At 56.6% G+C, this 15,732-nt stretch carries 15 protein-coding genes and 1 pseudogene; 4 read left to right on the top strand and 12 right to left on the bottom strand.

Features of this window, described 5'->3' with window-relative positions:
- Window positions 1–289: 289 nt before the first annotated feature.
- Together ABWH92_RS04430 and ABWH92_RS04425 are read left to right on the top strand one after the other, a co-directional pair.
- Window positions 290–565, top strand: a pseudogene (locus ABWH92_RS04430) (transcriptional regulator); the annotation flags it as partial.
- Between the two features lie 309 nt (window positions 566–874).
- Window positions 875–1,837, top strand: a complete 963-nt coding sequence (locus ABWH92_RS04425; protein ID WP_375574309.1) for a hypothetical protein — start codon at window positions 875–877, stop codon at window positions 1,835–1,837.
- Between the two features lie 15 nt (window positions 1,838–1,852).
- On the opposite strand, the gene ABWH92_RS04420 is transcribed toward ABWH92_RS04425, so the two are convergent.
- Together ABWH92_RS04420 and ABWH92_RS04415 are read right to left on the bottom strand one after the other, a co-directional pair.
- Window positions 1,853–3,187 (bottom strand): trypsin-like serine protease, encoded by a 1,335-nt coding sequence (locus ABWH92_RS04420; RefSeq protein WP_375572504.1) that lies wholly within the window; start codon window positions 3,185–3,187, stop codon window positions 1,853–1,855.
- A gap of 87 nt (window positions 3,188–3,274) precedes the next feature.
- Entirely contained in the window at window positions 3,275–4,069 is a 795-nt protein-coding gene (locus ABWH92_RS04415; protein ID WP_375572503.1) for a caspase domain-containing protein, read from the bottom strand.
- A gap of 142 nt (window positions 4,070–4,211) precedes the next feature.
- Between ABWH92_RS04415 and ABWH92_RS04410 the strand changes: the two genes are divergently transcribed.
- Entirely contained in the window at window positions 4,212–4,511 is a 300-nt protein-coding gene (locus tag ABWH92_RS04410) for a bacterioferritin-associated ferredoxin (RefSeq protein ID WP_375572501.1), read from the top strand.
- Between the two features lie 308 nt (window positions 4,512–4,819).
- On the top strand, window positions 4,820–5,302 hold the full coding sequence (gene bfr / locus ABWH92_RS04405) for a bacterioferritin (RefSeq protein ID WP_375572499.1): 483 nt from the start codon (window positions 4,820–4,822) through the stop codon (window positions 5,300–5,302).
- Window positions 5,303–5,399: 97 nt separating this feature from the next.
- Here the strand turns inward: bfr and ABWH92_RS04400 are convergent, their stop codons facing one another.
- From ABWH92_RS04400 to ABWH92_RS04355, 10 genes are all read right to left on the bottom strand, one after another.
- Window positions 5,400–6,140 carry a glutamine amidotransferase gene (locus tag ABWH92_RS04400; RefSeq protein WP_375572498.1) on the bottom strand — a complete coding sequence of 247 codons (741 nt, stop codon included), beginning with the start codon at window positions 6,138–6,140 and terminating at the stop codon, window positions 5,400–5,402.
- A 168-nt stretch (window positions 6,141–6,308) separates the two neighbouring features.
- Window positions 6,309–6,770, bottom strand: a complete 462-nt coding sequence (locus ABWH92_RS04395; RefSeq protein WP_375572496.1) for a TerB family tellurite resistance protein — start codon at window positions 6,768–6,770, stop codon at window positions 6,309–6,311.
- Window positions 6,771–6,839: 69 nt separating this feature from the next.
- Entirely contained in the window at window positions 6,840–7,715 is an 876-nt protein-coding gene (locus ABWH92_RS04390) for an SMP-30/gluconolactonase/LRE family protein (RefSeq protein WP_375572494.1), read from the bottom strand.
- A complete protein-coding gene (locus ABWH92_RS04385) occupies window positions 7,712–8,326 on the bottom strand; it encodes a 2-dehydro-3-deoxy-6-phosphogalactonate aldolase (protein WP_375572493.1) in 615 nt (204 codons plus the stop codon). Before ABWH92_RS04385 ends, ABWH92_RS04390 begins: the two co-directional genes overlap by 4 nt.
- Before the next feature lie 40 nt (window positions 8,327–8,366).
- A complete protein-coding gene (locus tag ABWH92_RS04380; RefSeq protein ID WP_375572491.1) occupies window positions 8,367–9,326 on the bottom strand; it encodes a 2-dehydro-3-deoxygalactonokinase in 960 nt (319 codons plus the stop codon).
- A complete protein-coding gene (locus ABWH92_RS04375) occupies window positions 9,326–10,132 on the bottom strand; it encodes an SDR family NAD(P)-dependent oxidoreductase (RefSeq protein ID WP_375572489.1) in 807 nt (268 codons plus the stop codon). Before ABWH92_RS04375 ends, ABWH92_RS04380 begins: the two co-directional genes overlap by 1 nt.
- Window positions 10,133–10,187: 55 nt before the next feature.
- A complete protein-coding gene (locus ABWH92_RS04370) occupies window positions 10,188–12,287 on the bottom strand; it encodes an alpha-galactosidase (protein WP_375572487.1) in 2,100 nt (699 codons plus the stop codon).
- 30 nt (window positions 12,288–12,317) lie between these two features.
- Window positions 12,318–13,166 (bottom strand): carbohydrate ABC transporter permease, encoded by an 849-nt coding sequence (locus tag ABWH92_RS04365; RefSeq protein WP_375572485.1) that lies wholly within the window; start codon window positions 13,164–13,166, stop codon window positions 12,318–12,320.
- Entirely contained in the window at window positions 13,166–14,098 is a 933-nt protein-coding gene (locus ABWH92_RS04360; protein ID WP_375572484.1) for a carbohydrate ABC transporter permease, read from the bottom strand. Before ABWH92_RS04360 ends, ABWH92_RS04365 begins: the two co-directional genes overlap by 1 nt.
- A 131-nt stretch (window positions 14,099–14,229) precedes the next feature.
- Complete coding sequence (locus tag ABWH92_RS04355; protein WP_375572482.1) at window positions 14,230–15,486, bottom strand: ABC transporter substrate-binding protein; 1,257 nt, start codon at window positions 15,484–15,486, stop codon at window positions 14,230–14,232.
- Window positions 15,487–15,732 lie beyond the last annotated feature (246 nt).

Raw genomic sequence — 15,732 nt, 5'->3', positions numbered from 1 at the left:
CGAAGAGAGGGATCAATCATCCAATCATTGATCCGATCACCTTTTGGCTCCAAACCCACATCGGCACGCAGGCGATCTGTCAGTTCCTCCAACTGCCTTTTTGCGCGTTTATCAGTTCGTTCCGAGTTGAGTTTCCTAAGCATCTTTCGCATCGCTAGCTCCTTCACATTCATTTGCTGATGCGATGGATATGCTTCGTGCGGTGACATGTCGCTTGAAGGCTGCATGATGACTATCTGATAAATCGCAGAAGTGTTTTTGGCCACCATGCGATGTGCTACGTTTCAGCATGACCTTTCGTTTCAACGAGTTTGAACTCGACCCCGATCGCATTGAACTGCGTCAGCAAGGGGTCGTTGTTCCCATGGAACCAAAGAATTTTGAGCTGCTGGAGTACCTAATCCGAAACAGAGACAGGGTGCAGTCGAAAGACGAAATCTTCGACCAAATCTGGCCTGGTGTGTTTGTGACCGAAGCCTCACTGTCAGGCGCTATCAAGAACATCAGGAAGGCACTTGGAGATGACGGGGTAACGCAGAAGTTTGTCAAAACAGTAAGGGGGCACGGATTTAGGTTCATTGCGGACTTGGATTCAGTGGCACCTGCGGAGCCAACTGAAAACACTGCCGTGACAGAAGAGCACCATCGTCAGGGTCCCCCAGTTATTGCAGTTCTACCATTCTCAAGCCATGGGATTGATCGTCAACACTCAGCAATCGCTGAAGGTATTCCAGCTGAGTTGATTGCAGCTTTGTCCAGAGTTGGGTCGATGCGTGTTTTAGCACGGGGTTCGACTTTTCAGCTTAAGACAGGTGTGCACGATTTCCATGACATAAGACTCCGTTTACGTGCTCAGTATGTCTTGTCTGGGTCTGTGTCCCAATCAGGTCGGCAAATATCGGTTGTTGTGGAGCTGGTCGATACAGCGACGGAACACGTCATTTGGTCTGAAGATTTTCGCAACGAGGCGGACGATCTTCATTCGATCAAGCAATCTATCGTGGGCTCTGTGGTCAACGCGCTCGAGCACCGTATTCCTCACAATGAAGCGAGCTCGCTACTGCCCATATCATCCGAGAACTTGGATGCGTGGGGAAACTACCATCTTGGGGTTCGTCACTTGTACCGCTTCAATGCGCCTGACAACGCCATTGCCGCGAACTACTTTGAGAAAGCCATCAGCCAAGAACCCAACTTTGCCCGCGCGGTTGCCGGACTCTCTTACACAGAACTTGAAAATTACAATCTTGGATACGGGTCGGAAAAAGCGAACCATCTTCGTAAGACCAAAGACTTTGCGGAGCTGGCCGTAGATCTCGACCCATTCGACCCGTTCTGCAATCTGGTGCTGGCGCGTGCCCACTGGGCATACTCCGACCTCGATGGAGCGATCAGCTGGGCAAACCGTGCGGTGGAGCTCAACCCAAACTACGCCTTCGCGCTTTACAATCTTGGCAAATTCAATGCCATCGATTGCGCCTCTGACGACGCACACAACAGTCTACAAAATGCCATGTCGCTGAGCCCACTGGATCCTCACATGCAATCCATGTTGAGCGCGCGTGCCTTAGCAGCCTTCGCAAACGATGACGCGGCAAGCGCGACGCACTTTACAGGCCTTTCGTTGCGGGCGCCCAATCCACACCTCTATGTTTGCCTTTTTGCTGCTGCAATATCGGCAGTCTACCAGGATGGGCGAAACCTTGATCGTGCGATCAGTCAGATAGTTGCTTTGGGTGGAGTGTTCGACAGAGATCATTTCGTGTCCCTGTTCACTCTGTCTGAGGAACCGCGCGCACGCGACCTGATGTCGGCCATCGACGCTCTGGCCCTTTAGGGCTCAGAACGCCCCCTACCTTTCCAACTCACTCACCCTGAGCGTCACTTGCGGGAAATCCCCCAAGGCATCAGGGCTCTCATAGGTCCCCACCCAGATGTCGTACTGGCCACCAAGCGGGTTGGAGAAATAGATTTCCGGGTTGAGGTCGCCCTCCACCCGGTCATCATTGCAAAGCCAGGATCCATCAGGCTGATTGATCAGAAGCGTGGTGTCGGCGGAGCCTTCCACAAACACCCGTAGCGGATACTGGTCGCCCGCCTCATAGGTGATGCGCACGTCCGGCGCCTCAGCAACAAAGCCGACACAGCTGCTGTCCACATCACCAGCCCAAAGATAGCCACCTGCCTGAAGCGGATAGTCGATCGGGTCCGGCGTGAAGCCCGTTACGATCTGCTCATCAAAAAACGTCGCAGCCAGCGAGAAATCGGGGTAGACGCGCAAATCCGCGACTTCGGTTTCGCCCGCCATGGTCGCGCGGATCCAGTCTTCATAGGCTGAGACCCGCGTGTAGGTGGAAAAGCGCTCGCCCTCATCCACGCACAGCGTGCCGCCTGATACCAAGCCAACCTGCACATAGCCATCACGCGTGGACACCATCAGCGGACCACCGCTATCACCAGCGCAGGCATCAATGGGTGTGTTGCGAAAGCCAGCGCAGATCGCTTCGGGATCGCCGCGCTCATCGCAGCGAGCATTGTCCACCACCGGCACTTCAGCACCAAGCAAAAGTGGTGAGGTCTCAAACACGTCGAAGGTTTGCACAACCGTCTCACCGCCTTTGCCGCCCACCGTTCCGGAAAGATCACGTTGGCCAGGGGTGTTGCCCCACCCAATCACGATGGCATCGGAGCCGATGCGCTCAATATCACGCGCCTCCACATCCATAGAAAGCGTGACCGGCGGAACCGAGATGGGGTTGCGCAACTCAAGCAGCGCAATGTCATCAGACCCCACACCACGATAGTCTGGATGGGCATAGATGGTCTGCACATCGGCGATCTGACCGCCCTCCTCCAAACTCGTGGAGCCGAAAAACACCGCCATCGGGCTCGGGTCGGTGGGCAGAAAATCTTCAATACAGTGCGCAGCGGTCAGCACCCAGCGGTCAGCAATCACCGAACCGCCGCAAAAATGGCTGCCAAGCTGAGAGCCACCGCCGGTACGAAACAGCGAAACCTGCCAGGGAAACTCATCAATGCTCGTCACGCATCCGCCCATCACCCGGCCGTCATCGCAAAAGGCCTCAGCAGGGGTCGTCATCGCACCCAAACCCAGCCAAAGACCCGCGGAGAAGAGACTGGTGGTCAGCGCGCTGGACATCAAAACGCGCGAAGAAAGTGCTGTCATGCTCAAAACATCCCAATGCAAATCAAATCAGTGAAACGTAAACGTCTGGCATCACCATGGCACAGCGACCAGATCGGCAAAAGTGCGCTATCGCGCGACCAGGTGCACAGGGCCAACATCACCATAGCTGCGCACCATCCACGGCGTTTGCGCACCATCACTTTGAGCGTGCAGATGACTGGCGACGCGCCGAAAAAGCACCTCTAGAGGTTCCTGTGGTGTTTCCAGCGCATGCAAAAGGGCTGCGGTGAACGGGCTGTTGGCACCCTCACCGTCAGCGGCGATCTGACCAGGCGCGGCGGCATAGATAAGGCTCGTGGAGCCAGTTGAACTGGTGACCAGATCGCCTGTACCGCCTGCGCCAGGACCATCACCACGCAGACCATTGGCACGGCACGCATCCACCAGCACAACGCTATGAACGCCTGGCCGCGCAGCCAAGCGTGCGGTAAGCGAGCGCAGCGCCACAGCATGGTCGGTGAGATCAGCGCGGGTCTGCAGGGCCGCGTCGTCAGATGGAACGAGATAGGTGTCACCGCCCTCCGAGAGCCCGTGCCCAGCCAGAAAAACCACCGCCGTTGCACCCTCCGGCACATCAGCCGCAAAAGCGCGCATCAAAGCCAGCATCCCAATGCGATCAGGGTTCAGATGCGCCGACCCGCCATGGAGCACATACCCCAAAGTTTGCAAGCGTTCAGCCAAAGCCTCAGCATCATGCGCCGGGTTGCGCAGGTCGCGGGCACGCTCAAACTGATCCACCGCGATCACCAACGCGTGGCGCTCGCCTGCATGGACGGCCGCCACAAACGGAGCATGAAGGGCATAGACCAAAAGGATAAGTCCTAAAGTCCGTAAACCGTGCGACAGTTTATAACTTGCCATTGAATTCCAACAATGATGATATGGCTGAGCTAGGTCAAAGCCATCGGGGATCGATATAGGTTTTGATCCTAGCTGCAAATTAATGTCACTTGCATGCGATACATGCACACGACATGTCGTTTGAGAGACTTTCGGGGCCCGCATGATCGTTTGCCATTGCAACGTTCTGACCAAAGACATGATCTCCGAGGCCATCAACGACCTCGTGGATGACGACCCGTATCGTCTGATCACGCCAGGTGTGGTCTATCGCGAGCTTGGCAAACGCGGCAAATGCTGCGGATGCTTCCCACAGGTCGTACAATTGATCGTCCAGCGGTTGGAAGAACTGCAAACCATCTACCCCACCTGTATCTTGGAGCAGAGCTTCAACGGCGCCGCCACAGCATCCTTGCGCGCTGGTGGTGCGGGCGGTGCGCGCTTGGCCCTCCAACGCGATTGATCACCATCGATAAAGAGGGTGAAAGCTTGGTGATTTCAGGCACAAACTCCCACTAGAATCAAAAAAATAGCTTTAAATCAATGTGATAAGGCGCTGATCATGGTCAGCGCCTGCTTTTGTACGCCTATTGACTTTTGCGTACAAACATTAGAAATGTTCCAAACTAGCGATCCAAGACACACCTCTGCTCGTAGAGATGCGGTGTTGGAAAGCACAGTCAAACGCCCGGACAAGCGGCACTCCCGCCACATATTGCGACCACGCCAGCTCGGTTATGCGAGACAGCGAAAAATCAAAGGAAAGCTCCCATGAAGGGCTCAGAAAAAGTCATCGAACGCCTCAACGAAGCTCTGTTTTTGGAGCTTGGCGCCATCAACCAATACTGGCTACACTACCGCCTGCTCGATGACTGGGGCTATGCGAAACTGGCCGCCAAAGAGCGTGCTGAGTCCATTGAAGAGATGGAGCATGCCGACAAGCTGGTGGAGCGCATCCTTTTCCTTGAAGGTCACCCCAACATGCAAACCGTTGCGCCATTGCGCATTGGTCAGACCATCAAAGAAGTGCTCGAAGCCGACCTGGCCGGTGAGTATGACGCCCGCGCGGCCTACTCCAAATCGTACGATATCTGCGATGAAGAGGGCGATTATGTTTCCAAGAAGCTGTTTGAGGACCTTTTGAACGACGAAGAAGGTCATATCGACTTCCTGGAAACGCAGCTTCAACTTCTCGAAACCATCGGCGAAGAACGCTATGGCCAGCTGAACGCTGTGCCTGCAGATTCTGAGTAGCATCCCGCGCTTAAGTGTTTGTTCCAAAAGAACAAAACGCCTTGAGATAAGCACCTAAGCGACCGTCACGTGCGACGGAGTGCGGTGCGCAAAACACTTACTCGGCAGCTATGGCTGCCGGGTTTTTTTGTGTCTTTGTGTCACCAGATGCGAGCCACATGTCCAAGAACGTATCCAACCAGGCATCGACAGCAGCATCGTAGCGCAGGCGCCCCTCAATATGCGCTTTGCGTGGCTGCGCACCGGGTGCGGCCATGCGATGGGCACCCTTAACGGTCCAACGATAGGTCATGGCGAAGGTCAGTTCAGGATGAAACTGGAGGCCAAATGCTGCAGGTCCCACCTGAAACGCTTGCTCAGGAAAGGGCCCATCTGCACCCGCCAACCGGATGGCACCTGGTGGCAGTGCAAACCCATCCTGATGCCATTGGTAGACCATCTGTGGCCAATGGATCAGCGCCTCGCCTTCAGGGGTCGCAGAGATAGGGTAATAGCCCACCTCCACCTGACCATCAGGGTCTGGCTTCACCTCTGCGCCCAGATGCTTGGCCATCAGCTGCGCGCCCAGGCAAAGTCCAAGAAACGGCTTTTCCTCGCGCAGTGGCACACCGATCCAATCGGTTTCCGTTTTCAAAAACGGCTCGTCATCATAGGCCGACATGGGTCCGCCAAACATGATTGCCCCTGCATGATGCTCCAGCGTTTCGGGCAAAGCGCATCCAAGCGGCGGTCGCCTGATATCAAGTGTGTAACCACGCTCACGCAGCTTCATGCCCACACGGCCAGGCGTGGAATGCTCCTGGTGCAAAACAATGAGAATGGGACGATCAGCGGACATGAAGCGTTTTCAGCAAGAAAAACCGGTTGGCGCGGCACAAGACCACGAGCGATGATGCTCCACACCAAACCTGCGCTGCTCCCCAATGTCCAGCGACGGCATGTGCAAATCCGGGCGTAAAATGCCACAAAATCGTGAAGTGTCGGGCAATAGGGCTTGGTGTTGGGGCTAAGAGGCCGCTTCGCCCGCCACGCGCTTGCGCAAGATCATGCGATCACGGCTTGAAACACCCAGAAGCTCGGCAGTCCGCCAAACCATATTGTCTTCCAACTCATTGACGACGCCATCGGCAAACACAGCTCGCCAGAGAAGTTCAATCACCTCAATACGCTCTTCTTCGGACAGCTTGACCTTCAAGGTTGAGGTGAAGCTGTAGAGATCAACCGCCTCATCATCACGCCGCTGCGCCTCCGCCATCACCTCGTCCAGATCATCGCCGGAAAGGCCGAATTGGGTGTCGAGTGCGGTGCGAATGGTGGCGGTTTCATCCTCCGTCACCACCCCGTCAATGCGGATCATATGCACCAGGAGCGCAGCGACAGCGACCCGCGCATCGTCCGGCGCAAAGGCGGCAGAGGTATCACCGCTGGGTTCTGGGTCGGCAAATAGGGCTTTAAGGCGGTCGAGCATGGAGACGGCTTTCGCTTCAACAAGGTGGTTGGAGAATAGGGTGTGTGCGCCGCGAAGCAAGAAAGATGTCTAAAGTGTAACCTGATGCTCGCGCTGGCCTGTTGCCTGGACAGGTGCGCCAAACGTTTGTCCTGCCTGGGCAAAGCCAGGGTCGGAGGCATCCAGATGCTCCTGCGCGGTGGTGATAAACAGCCTCTGCAGGTCTTCACCGCCAAAAGCAGGGCATGATGTGTGCGGCGTCGGCGCGGTGACCCCGCAAAGCACCGATCCATCTGGCGCGTAGCACGCCACACGTGATGATCCCCACTCGGCCAGCCAGAGCCGGCCATCGGCATCGAAGACAGCGCCATCAGGGTTACGCCCCTCAGACGTTAAATCAAGAAACACCTCCGGTTGGCCAACGGGCGCACCGGTGGTGGCATCCAGCGCAACGCGCATCACCTGGCCGGTCACGGTGTCAGCAAAACTGGCAAAGCTATTGTCCGGCGCAAACGCGATCGCATTGGGAATGGTGATTGAGGGGAACAGCGTCGTCACTTGACCGCGATAGAAGCGGTGGATACCGCCAGCGCCCTTCTCCGCACCCTTGCCCATCGTGCCGATCCAAAACCCACCCCACGGATCGACGCGACCATCATTGGAGCGGGTGGTGGGATTGTCCGCATCCAAGGGCAGGTGTTTCACGTGTGTGCCGGTTTCGATATCAAACCGCCAAAACGCCGTTTCACCCCCGATCAACAAGGTGTCGCGATCAACCCAACCCGCGGCGGAGACAATCTCCGGAAACAGCCATTGGCGAAACACGGTCTGCGAGCGCATGAAGAGCTTCTGGCCAAGAACATCAAACCAGAACAAAGCTTTGCGCTCTGGGTGCCAAAGTGGGCCCTCGCCCAACTCGCAGCGGGTGGCGTCAAACAGCTTAGCTTCCACTGACGTAAAGGTCATGAAGCACCTGCATCAAAGGCAGCAACAATCGCTTTTGCCTTCTCCGCAACATCCTGCGCGCTATCGCCAGGCTTATAAAGCGACGATCCAAGACCAAATCCATGGGCGCCAGCAGCCAACCAATCGGGCACATTCGCAGCGCTCACACCGCCCACGGCATACGTCGTCGCGGTTGTTGGCAACACGGCTTTGAGTGCCTTCAGCCCGACCGGACCGATCAAATCGCCAGGAAAGAACTTCAGCCCATCTGCCCCGGCATCGAGTGCCGCAAAACACTCGGTGGCCGTGAAAACACCCGGCAACGAAATCATGCCCTTGGCTTTGGTAAGGCGGATCACATCCTGGTTCATATTGGGCGACACGATCAGCCGTGCGCCCGTCGCAGCGACCTCTTCGACCTGCTGCTGGGTAAGCACTGTACCAGCGCCGATAACCGCGCGATCCCCAAGCTTGGCAACCAAGCGGATGATCGATTGCAATGGGTCGGGTGAGTTCAGCGGCACCTCAATCCAGGTGATCCCAGCCTGGAACAACGCCTCACCAATGTCGCCCACCTCGTTGGGCGTCACACCACGCAAAATGGCCACCAAGGGCCGTGCTCCCACACTCACATGTCACCTCGTTTGGTTGCTCCCCGCCTGACGGCAAGGATCACGCTGAAATCGCTCGCCGTTCGACCAGTTGCGCATGGATATCGCTCAAACCGCGCAAAACCATGGCTTCACCATCAAGCAGCGCCGCATCCAGTCCCAGTGCGGCCAGAGCCTCACTGTAGGCGACGCATAGCTTTGGTGCGCCAATCAAGGTCACCGGTTCACCGGGTTCAAGCTTTGCGCCAGCAAGCTCAGCGCCCACCAACAAGCCAGAAACCCGGCCGCGCGCTCGCACTCCATCTTCTCCAGCAAGCAAGCCCTCTGCACGCACGGAGAACAGCGCTTCGGTCAAGCACGCTGGATCATGATAGGCGGCCAGTACGGAATCACGAAACGCTTCGGAATCCAGTGCATCATCGCTCACCGAATGCGCCAAAATGGAGTGCTCGGTTATGAGATCAAAAAGCTCTCCGGTCATCGCGGTGGAAAAATGGATCACCGCACCGCTTTCAACCCGCGCCCATTTGGCATGGGTGCCTGGCAAGCACACCCGACCGGATACGGTGCTGTTCGCACCGGACGCCTGTGAAACATAGCCCGCCAATTGCGTCTCTTCACCGCGCATCACGTCATACGGATCGGTCTGGCTGATGCCAGGGACAATGAAGGGCGTGAGCCGTTGATCCTTTGCTGGCACCTCCGCCAGCGCCTCGCAAAGGTTAAAAAGGCTTTGTGGAACAGGAAGATAGCCCGCTTCACACCACCCTTGGCGCGAGCCCACCATCCCGCACATTATCAGGGCAACAGGCCGATCAGAGAGCCAGGGCTCCACAGCACCTAACAGGGCTGCTTCAAAATTTGCTTGTCGTGACGCACCCGCGTCTCCGGCGGACAAGGCACCCATGCCAAGGCCATGACCACGTGCCAACACCCCGCCTTGGCCGTCCATGGCATAGGCGCGCAAATGGGTTGTTCCCCAATCCACGGCAATCCAGTGCGGGCGTACGGCCTCATCCATCAAGCGGGAACCACCACACCGCCATCAATCACCATGCATTGACCGGTCATCATGCGACTTGCATTGGAGGCGAGAAACAAGGTGCCGCCAACAATGTCTTCCGGCACCAACTCCTCTTGCAAGCACTGTCGATCGAGATGCTCGGCCAGATTCTCAGGCGTCACCCACAGATCACGCTGTTTCTGAGTCATCACCCAGCCGGGAGCGAGAGCGTTCACACGGATATTGTCAGGCCCAAACTCACGCGCCATCGTGTGGGACATGGAGGTGATGCCAGCATTGGAGCTGGTGTAGATCGGCATACCAGCAGCGCCGATCATGTAGCTGATGGAGGAGAAATTGACGATGGCCCCACCACCAGCCTGTCGCAGCAGAGGCACCGCCGCCTTGCAAGCAAAGAAATAGGCTTTGAGATTGATCGCCACCGCCCAATCGAAAAAGTCTTCGTCAACCTCCAGCGTGTTGTGACGCTTGTCGTTGGCGGCATTGTTGACCAGAACATTGAGCCCGCCATGGCGCTCGGCACCCTCATCAATGCACGCTTTCAGGCGATCAAGATCGGTGATGTCGCATTGCATGTAGTGCGGGCGGTTGCCGTGTTTCTCCGCCATTTCGTCAGCAAAGGCTGACGCATCAGACCGTTGGACGAACGCAACCTTCGCCCCCTGCATCAAAAAGCCCTCGGTCAGCGATGCGCCAATGCCCGAGCCGCCGCCGGTGATGAAGACGCTGGCGTCCTTGAGATCAGAATAGTTGGCAATGAGGTCCATCATCGGACTCCCGTTGTTGAAAAGTGGGTCGGACATGCCGACAAAAATCTTAAGCGCATCTCTGCGGCTCGACAGTGCGCAACAACAAACCTCATGACAGCTTGCGCCCCTCAATCACCCACATGGTTTCCGGATAGGACCAGGGCAGTGTCAGACCATGATGCAAAAGATAACTGCCCGATACCACGATTGGCCCATCTTTCAACGCCGGCATTCCACGCGAGAGCACGGGGGCTGTGTGGCGGTTGATAAGAGTGACCTCGTAGCGGGCCTCTGGATCAAGGCGTGTGAGCCGCAACGGACGCGGTGCGATTTGCGCACTGGTGGTCGCTTTACCAACGAAAGCAACGAACCGACTGCCATCTTCGGCCAATTGCTGCTCAGCGAGCACTGTAGGGTCCGGGCTGTCTAGGCGCAAGATATCCGCGCGCGTCATCCAAGCCCGATTCTGCTTCCACCATGTGGTGACCTCTCGAAGGACCTTCACCTCCTCGTCGGTCAGCTCACGTGGGTCCATCTCAAACCCCATGTGCCGCTGCGCCGCCACCCAAGCGCGGAACGCAATATCGAGAACACGGCCGGAGGTGTGACAGTGCCGCGGACCAACATGCGATCCGGTCACAGCAAGCGGCAGGAACAGCGCCGCATTGTGCTGCATCTTCAGTCGCTCCAGCGCGTCGTTGCTGTCAGAGAGCCAAACACGCTGGGTACGGCTCAAGATCCCAAAATCGATGCGGCCACCACCTGAGGCGCAGCTCTCAATCTCGACATCGGGAAAAGCAGCCCGCAACCGGTCGATCAGCGCATAGGAGCCTCGCGTTTGCGCAGCGTCAGGCATGGGCAACACGCGGTTGTGGTCCCATTTGATGTAGTCGATGGGATATTTGGAAAGGATCGCCGCCATGCGCTCGTAGATAAAATCGCGCACTTCCCCAAGCGCCATGTTGAGCGCCTTTTGCTGGCGTCCCAACGTTTGATCCTCTGATCCGAGCGCCCATTCTGGATGCGCCCGGTGCAGATCACTCTCGGGGTTGATCATCTCCGGCTCAAACCAGATGCCAAACGACATATCGAGCCCATGAACATGGTCGATCAGGGGACCAAGTCCGTCGGGATATTTGCGCGGATCCACCTCCCAATCCGACAGGGACGTGGTGTCATCATCGCGCTGGCCAAACCAGCCATCATCCAGAACAAAGCGCTCCGCCCCCAACGCGGCAGCCCGGTCGGCAATCTCTTTGAGAACCGGCAGTTTGTGATTGAAGTAGACCGCTTCCCAGCAATTGTAGTGAACAGGCCGCGGGCGATCGGGCATGCCCTCTTTTTTGGGCCACGTCACGATCTCATCGCGCAGGTGTCGCTGAAACGCCACCGCGCAGCCATTCAGGCCGTCGCGTGAATAGGTTATGTAGAGCGGCGCCGTCTCAAAAGCGGTGTCAGCATCATGTTCCATGCGTGCGGCATGACCGAACTGAATTTGCCGCCGTCCGTCGGGCAATTCTTCAGCAACCATCCGGTGCCCACCTGACCAGCCATAGTGAAAAGCATAGGCATGGCCCTGCGTGTTGGTGGCCCCACGCTCGGGCAGAATGAGGCCCGGAAAATGCTCATGGCCTGTGCGTCCGGTACGGTTTTCACGGTAGCGCATGCCTGGCGACCAAGCGGTCGTGTTCATCTGGAACTCGCCACACCAACGCCCAGCAAAATCAATCATCTCATCGCTTTGCTGCGATCCCGGTAAAACCGGCGCGGCTAACCAATGCAAATGAACCGGTTTGGCTGCTTCAAGACGGGCTGACGTGGTGATGATATGGGTGCGCGGATTGATGGTGAACCGCGCAATGTAGGTCAGCAGGCTGGTGGTATCTTCATAAACCAGCGCCAGCGCATCATCGCATTGCTCAGCATGTTTGAAGCAAAATTTCGGTAGCAATGGTGTCCCATCGCCATCACGCAGAATCATCCCCGGCTGACCGGGAAAACTGCGCGTCGCTTCGGGGCAAATGGAAAGATCAGGGTTGGCATCCAGCATGCCCCCCGTAACATCCAATCCATTGGCAGCGTGCAAAAGGTCCAGTTCCTCATCCGCAGGCAGAGGTGCGCCCCAATAGACGACCTCTGGCAACCGATCACGGTCGGCTGCAAGGACAAGAGACTGGCGACCGTCATCCAGACGCCAGCTTCGTATCAACTCATCACTCCGATTACTTAGTGGCACCAATCATTTTACGGCACCCAGTGTCAGGCCTGCGATGAAGTGCTTCTGCATGAGGAAAAACATCAGGACTGGTGGCAGAGCAGCGACAATCGAACCGGCACTCATCAGATGATAGGCGGCACGGAACTGTGAGTTGAAGCTGGTGATACCCGCCGTAACCGGCTGTGCATCCGGTCCCTGGGTCAACACGACCGCCCAGAAATAATCATTCCAGATGAAGGTGAAGATCAACACCGCCAAGGCGGCCAAGGCTGGCTTCATGAGGGGCAGAACGACGTACCAGAAAATGCGCCATTCGGCGACACCTTCAACCCTCGCAGCCTCCACCAACTCAAAGGGCAGCTGGCGAATAAAGTTGCGCATAAACAATGTGCAGAACCCAGTCTGGAACGCGATGTGAAAAAGGATCAACCCGGTCTTGGTGTCGTAAAGGTTCATCGACACGGTGAGATCGCGCACTGGCACCATCAGGATCTGGAACGGCACGAAATTGCCGGCAATGAACATGAAGAAGATCAAAAGGTTGCCATTGAACTTGTAAACGCCCAGCGCAAACCCTGTCAGCGAAGACAATGCGATGGCACCAATCACTGTTGGAACAGTGATCAGGAACGAGTTCAGCATGTAGCGCGGCATGTCAGATTCAAAGAACACGCGGCCATAGTTGGTGAAGAATTCGAAGCTGGAGGGCAGCCCCCAATAGTTGCCGTTGGTGAAATCAGCATCCGGCTTCACCGAGAACACAGCCACTGCGATCAGCGGCAACAGCCAAAGGATGAGCACCAGAGGCAAGAAGGCCTGGTAGCCGATCTGCGTCGCGCGGGAGGATTTTTCTATCGGTTTGGGAAACATTACCGCGCCCCCTTCTCGTCGCGCCACATGGAATAGAGGAAGTAGACGATGAAGAAGAGCATCAGGAAGAACAGCACCACGGCAATGGCTGCGCCATAGCCCATGCGGAAGCCGAACTCTGAGAGCGATTCTTCAAACATGTAGAAGCTCAGAACGCGGGTGGAACCGAATGGCCCGCCATTCGTCATCACCGAGATAAGATCGAAGGAACGCAGTGCGCCAATAATCGTCACCACGAAGGCGATAAAGGTGGCTGGCTTCAGCTGAGGCAACACGACGTACCAGAGCATCTTAAGTCCCTTCGCGCCATCCAACCGACCGGCCTCGATCTGCTCGGGGTTCACCGCATTAAGGCCTGTCAGATAGAGGATCATGCAATAAGCCGTTTGCGGCCAAAGCCCAGCGGCGATGATGCCATAGGTGGCCAGCGCAGGATCGCCCAAAATGTTCACCGGCTCCATGCCGAAGAAGGTCAAAATGGCGTTCAACAGGCCTTCGCGCGGCAGGTAGAACCAGGAAAACACCAGGCCCACAACCACCTGACTGATGACGAAGGGAAAGAAGAACATCGACTTATAGAGCCGAATACCCCGCACCGTTTGGTTCAAGAACAAGGCGATGAACAGGCCCGCCGGAATGGCCAGCAAATACAGGAACAACCAGCGCACATTGTTCCAGAAGGACACGTCAAACTTGCGATCATCGGTCAGCAGCCGCTCATAGTTCGCCGTGCCGACCCAGGTCATTTCACCCAGACCGTCCCACTCATGAAAGCTGATCCACACCGACTGGAAGATCGGAATGATCACATAAACGGAAAAGAACAGAATGCCCGGGATGAGAAACAGCCACGGCGTCGCAGCAATCTCATTGCGCTTGTACCAGCTGCGCTGTGGCCGAGCGGTCGGCGCGGCGGCGCTTGCAGTTGCCATTGGTCGTCCCCCTTGCGGAAATCACCTCATGCCAAAACCGACCGTACCCAGCGAAGGCCCATCAGTTTGAGAATGAGAGCGTGTGGCAAAAACCCCGCCCTGATTGCTCAGGGCGGGGCGAAGCTTTTGGATTATTCGTAGATGCGCCCGCGCGCATCCTCTAGGCGCTCAAGGATGTCGTCCAGATTGTCTGGAAACACCATGAACTCCTGCAAGCCTTCCATGCCGACCGAGGCCATCTCAGCGGGGAAGTCGCGGTCGAAGAACTGTGCGACGCCGCCTTGGGCATTGCCCGACAGCATCTCAAAGCCCTGCTCCAGGAACTCATCAGCATCAACGCTGGAATTGGCGTTCACAGGCAGCTGGCCAAGATTTTCGCCATTGTTGATGCGTGTCTGCACATCAGCGGAGGTCACGAACTGAAGAAACGCACGCGCTGCTTCTTTGTTCTCTGCGCCTGAGGGAATGTGGAAGGTGTCCGTTGGAGCATCTTCACCCTGAGCCAAACCTTCGGTGATGATCGGGAACTGGTAGAAGTCGATCTGATCATCGCCAAGACCGGCATCACGCATTGGCGCAACAGCGAAGTTGCCCATCAGATAGGCTGTCGCTTCACCATCGGTGAAGAAGGTCAGCGCTTCCTGCCAGCTGTAGGACTGGTGGTCATCGATAAACGCGCCCATGTCGATCAGACGACGCCAATTGGCGAAGGTTTCACGCACACCTTCATCTTCAGTCCAGGACAGTTCACCACGCGCAAGCTGCATGTGATGGTCAAAGCCGTTGGTGCGCATGTTCAGATAATCGAACCAGCCGCCTGCGGTCCAAAGGAACTTGGTGCCGATGGCGTAGCATTTGCGCCCTGAATCCAGGATCACTTGGCAGTTGGCGATCTCTTCTTCAAACGTTGCCGGCTCTGAGAGGCCAAGCTCGTTGAAGATGTCTTCGCGGTAGTAAACACCCCACTGATAGTAGGTGTAGGGCACGCCCCACTGGCGATCATTGAGCGTCATCGCGCCACGAACGGCATCGAGCCCTGGCAGCGAACCATCATCCCACATATCGGTGATGTCTTCGAACAGACCAGCATCGACATACGGCGCCATGCGATTGGCAGCGTACCAGTTGATCACGTCGGGTGGATTGGCCGAAAGCGCGTTACGAATCTGGGTTTTCCAGGCTTCGCGATCAACGATTTCCAACTCAATGTTGAGGTCTGGGTGCATCTCGCCGAACTCAGCGGCAAGGCTTTCCATCACCGCGCGCGGCGCGGGGTTGGACATATCGGAAATGATGCGCAGGTCGCCGGACAGTTCGGCAAGCGCAGTCGATGTCAGCAGGCCAAGGCCAGCCAACCCAAGCACGGATGCTTTGAGGGTGCGGTTCATTCTAGTCCTCCCATGCGGACCGTTGGTGGGTGCAACCACCAAAAGGGCGTGTCCGCTGTGTTTCTCCCATACGTTCACGCCTTTTGCGGCTTGTCGCCTGACCTTTGAAAGATCGGGCGCGAACGCGATTGGTTGCACCGTCACAAACCCATTTTTTGAACTCAGATGAGTCTCATTCAATGGAACTTTGTTTTGGTGGTTGAAATGTTACGCATCTTTGCCTACCGTCTGTCAAGGCGCCAAACC

Origin of the sequence: Ahrensia marina (assembly GCF_042140245.1) — a bacterium.
Classification (GTDB): domain Bacteria; phylum Pseudomonadota; class Alphaproteobacteria; order Rhizobiales; family MH13; genus MH13.
Note: the sequence above shows the minus strand (reverse complement) of the source record. Positions and strands in the feature narration are given on the sequence as shown.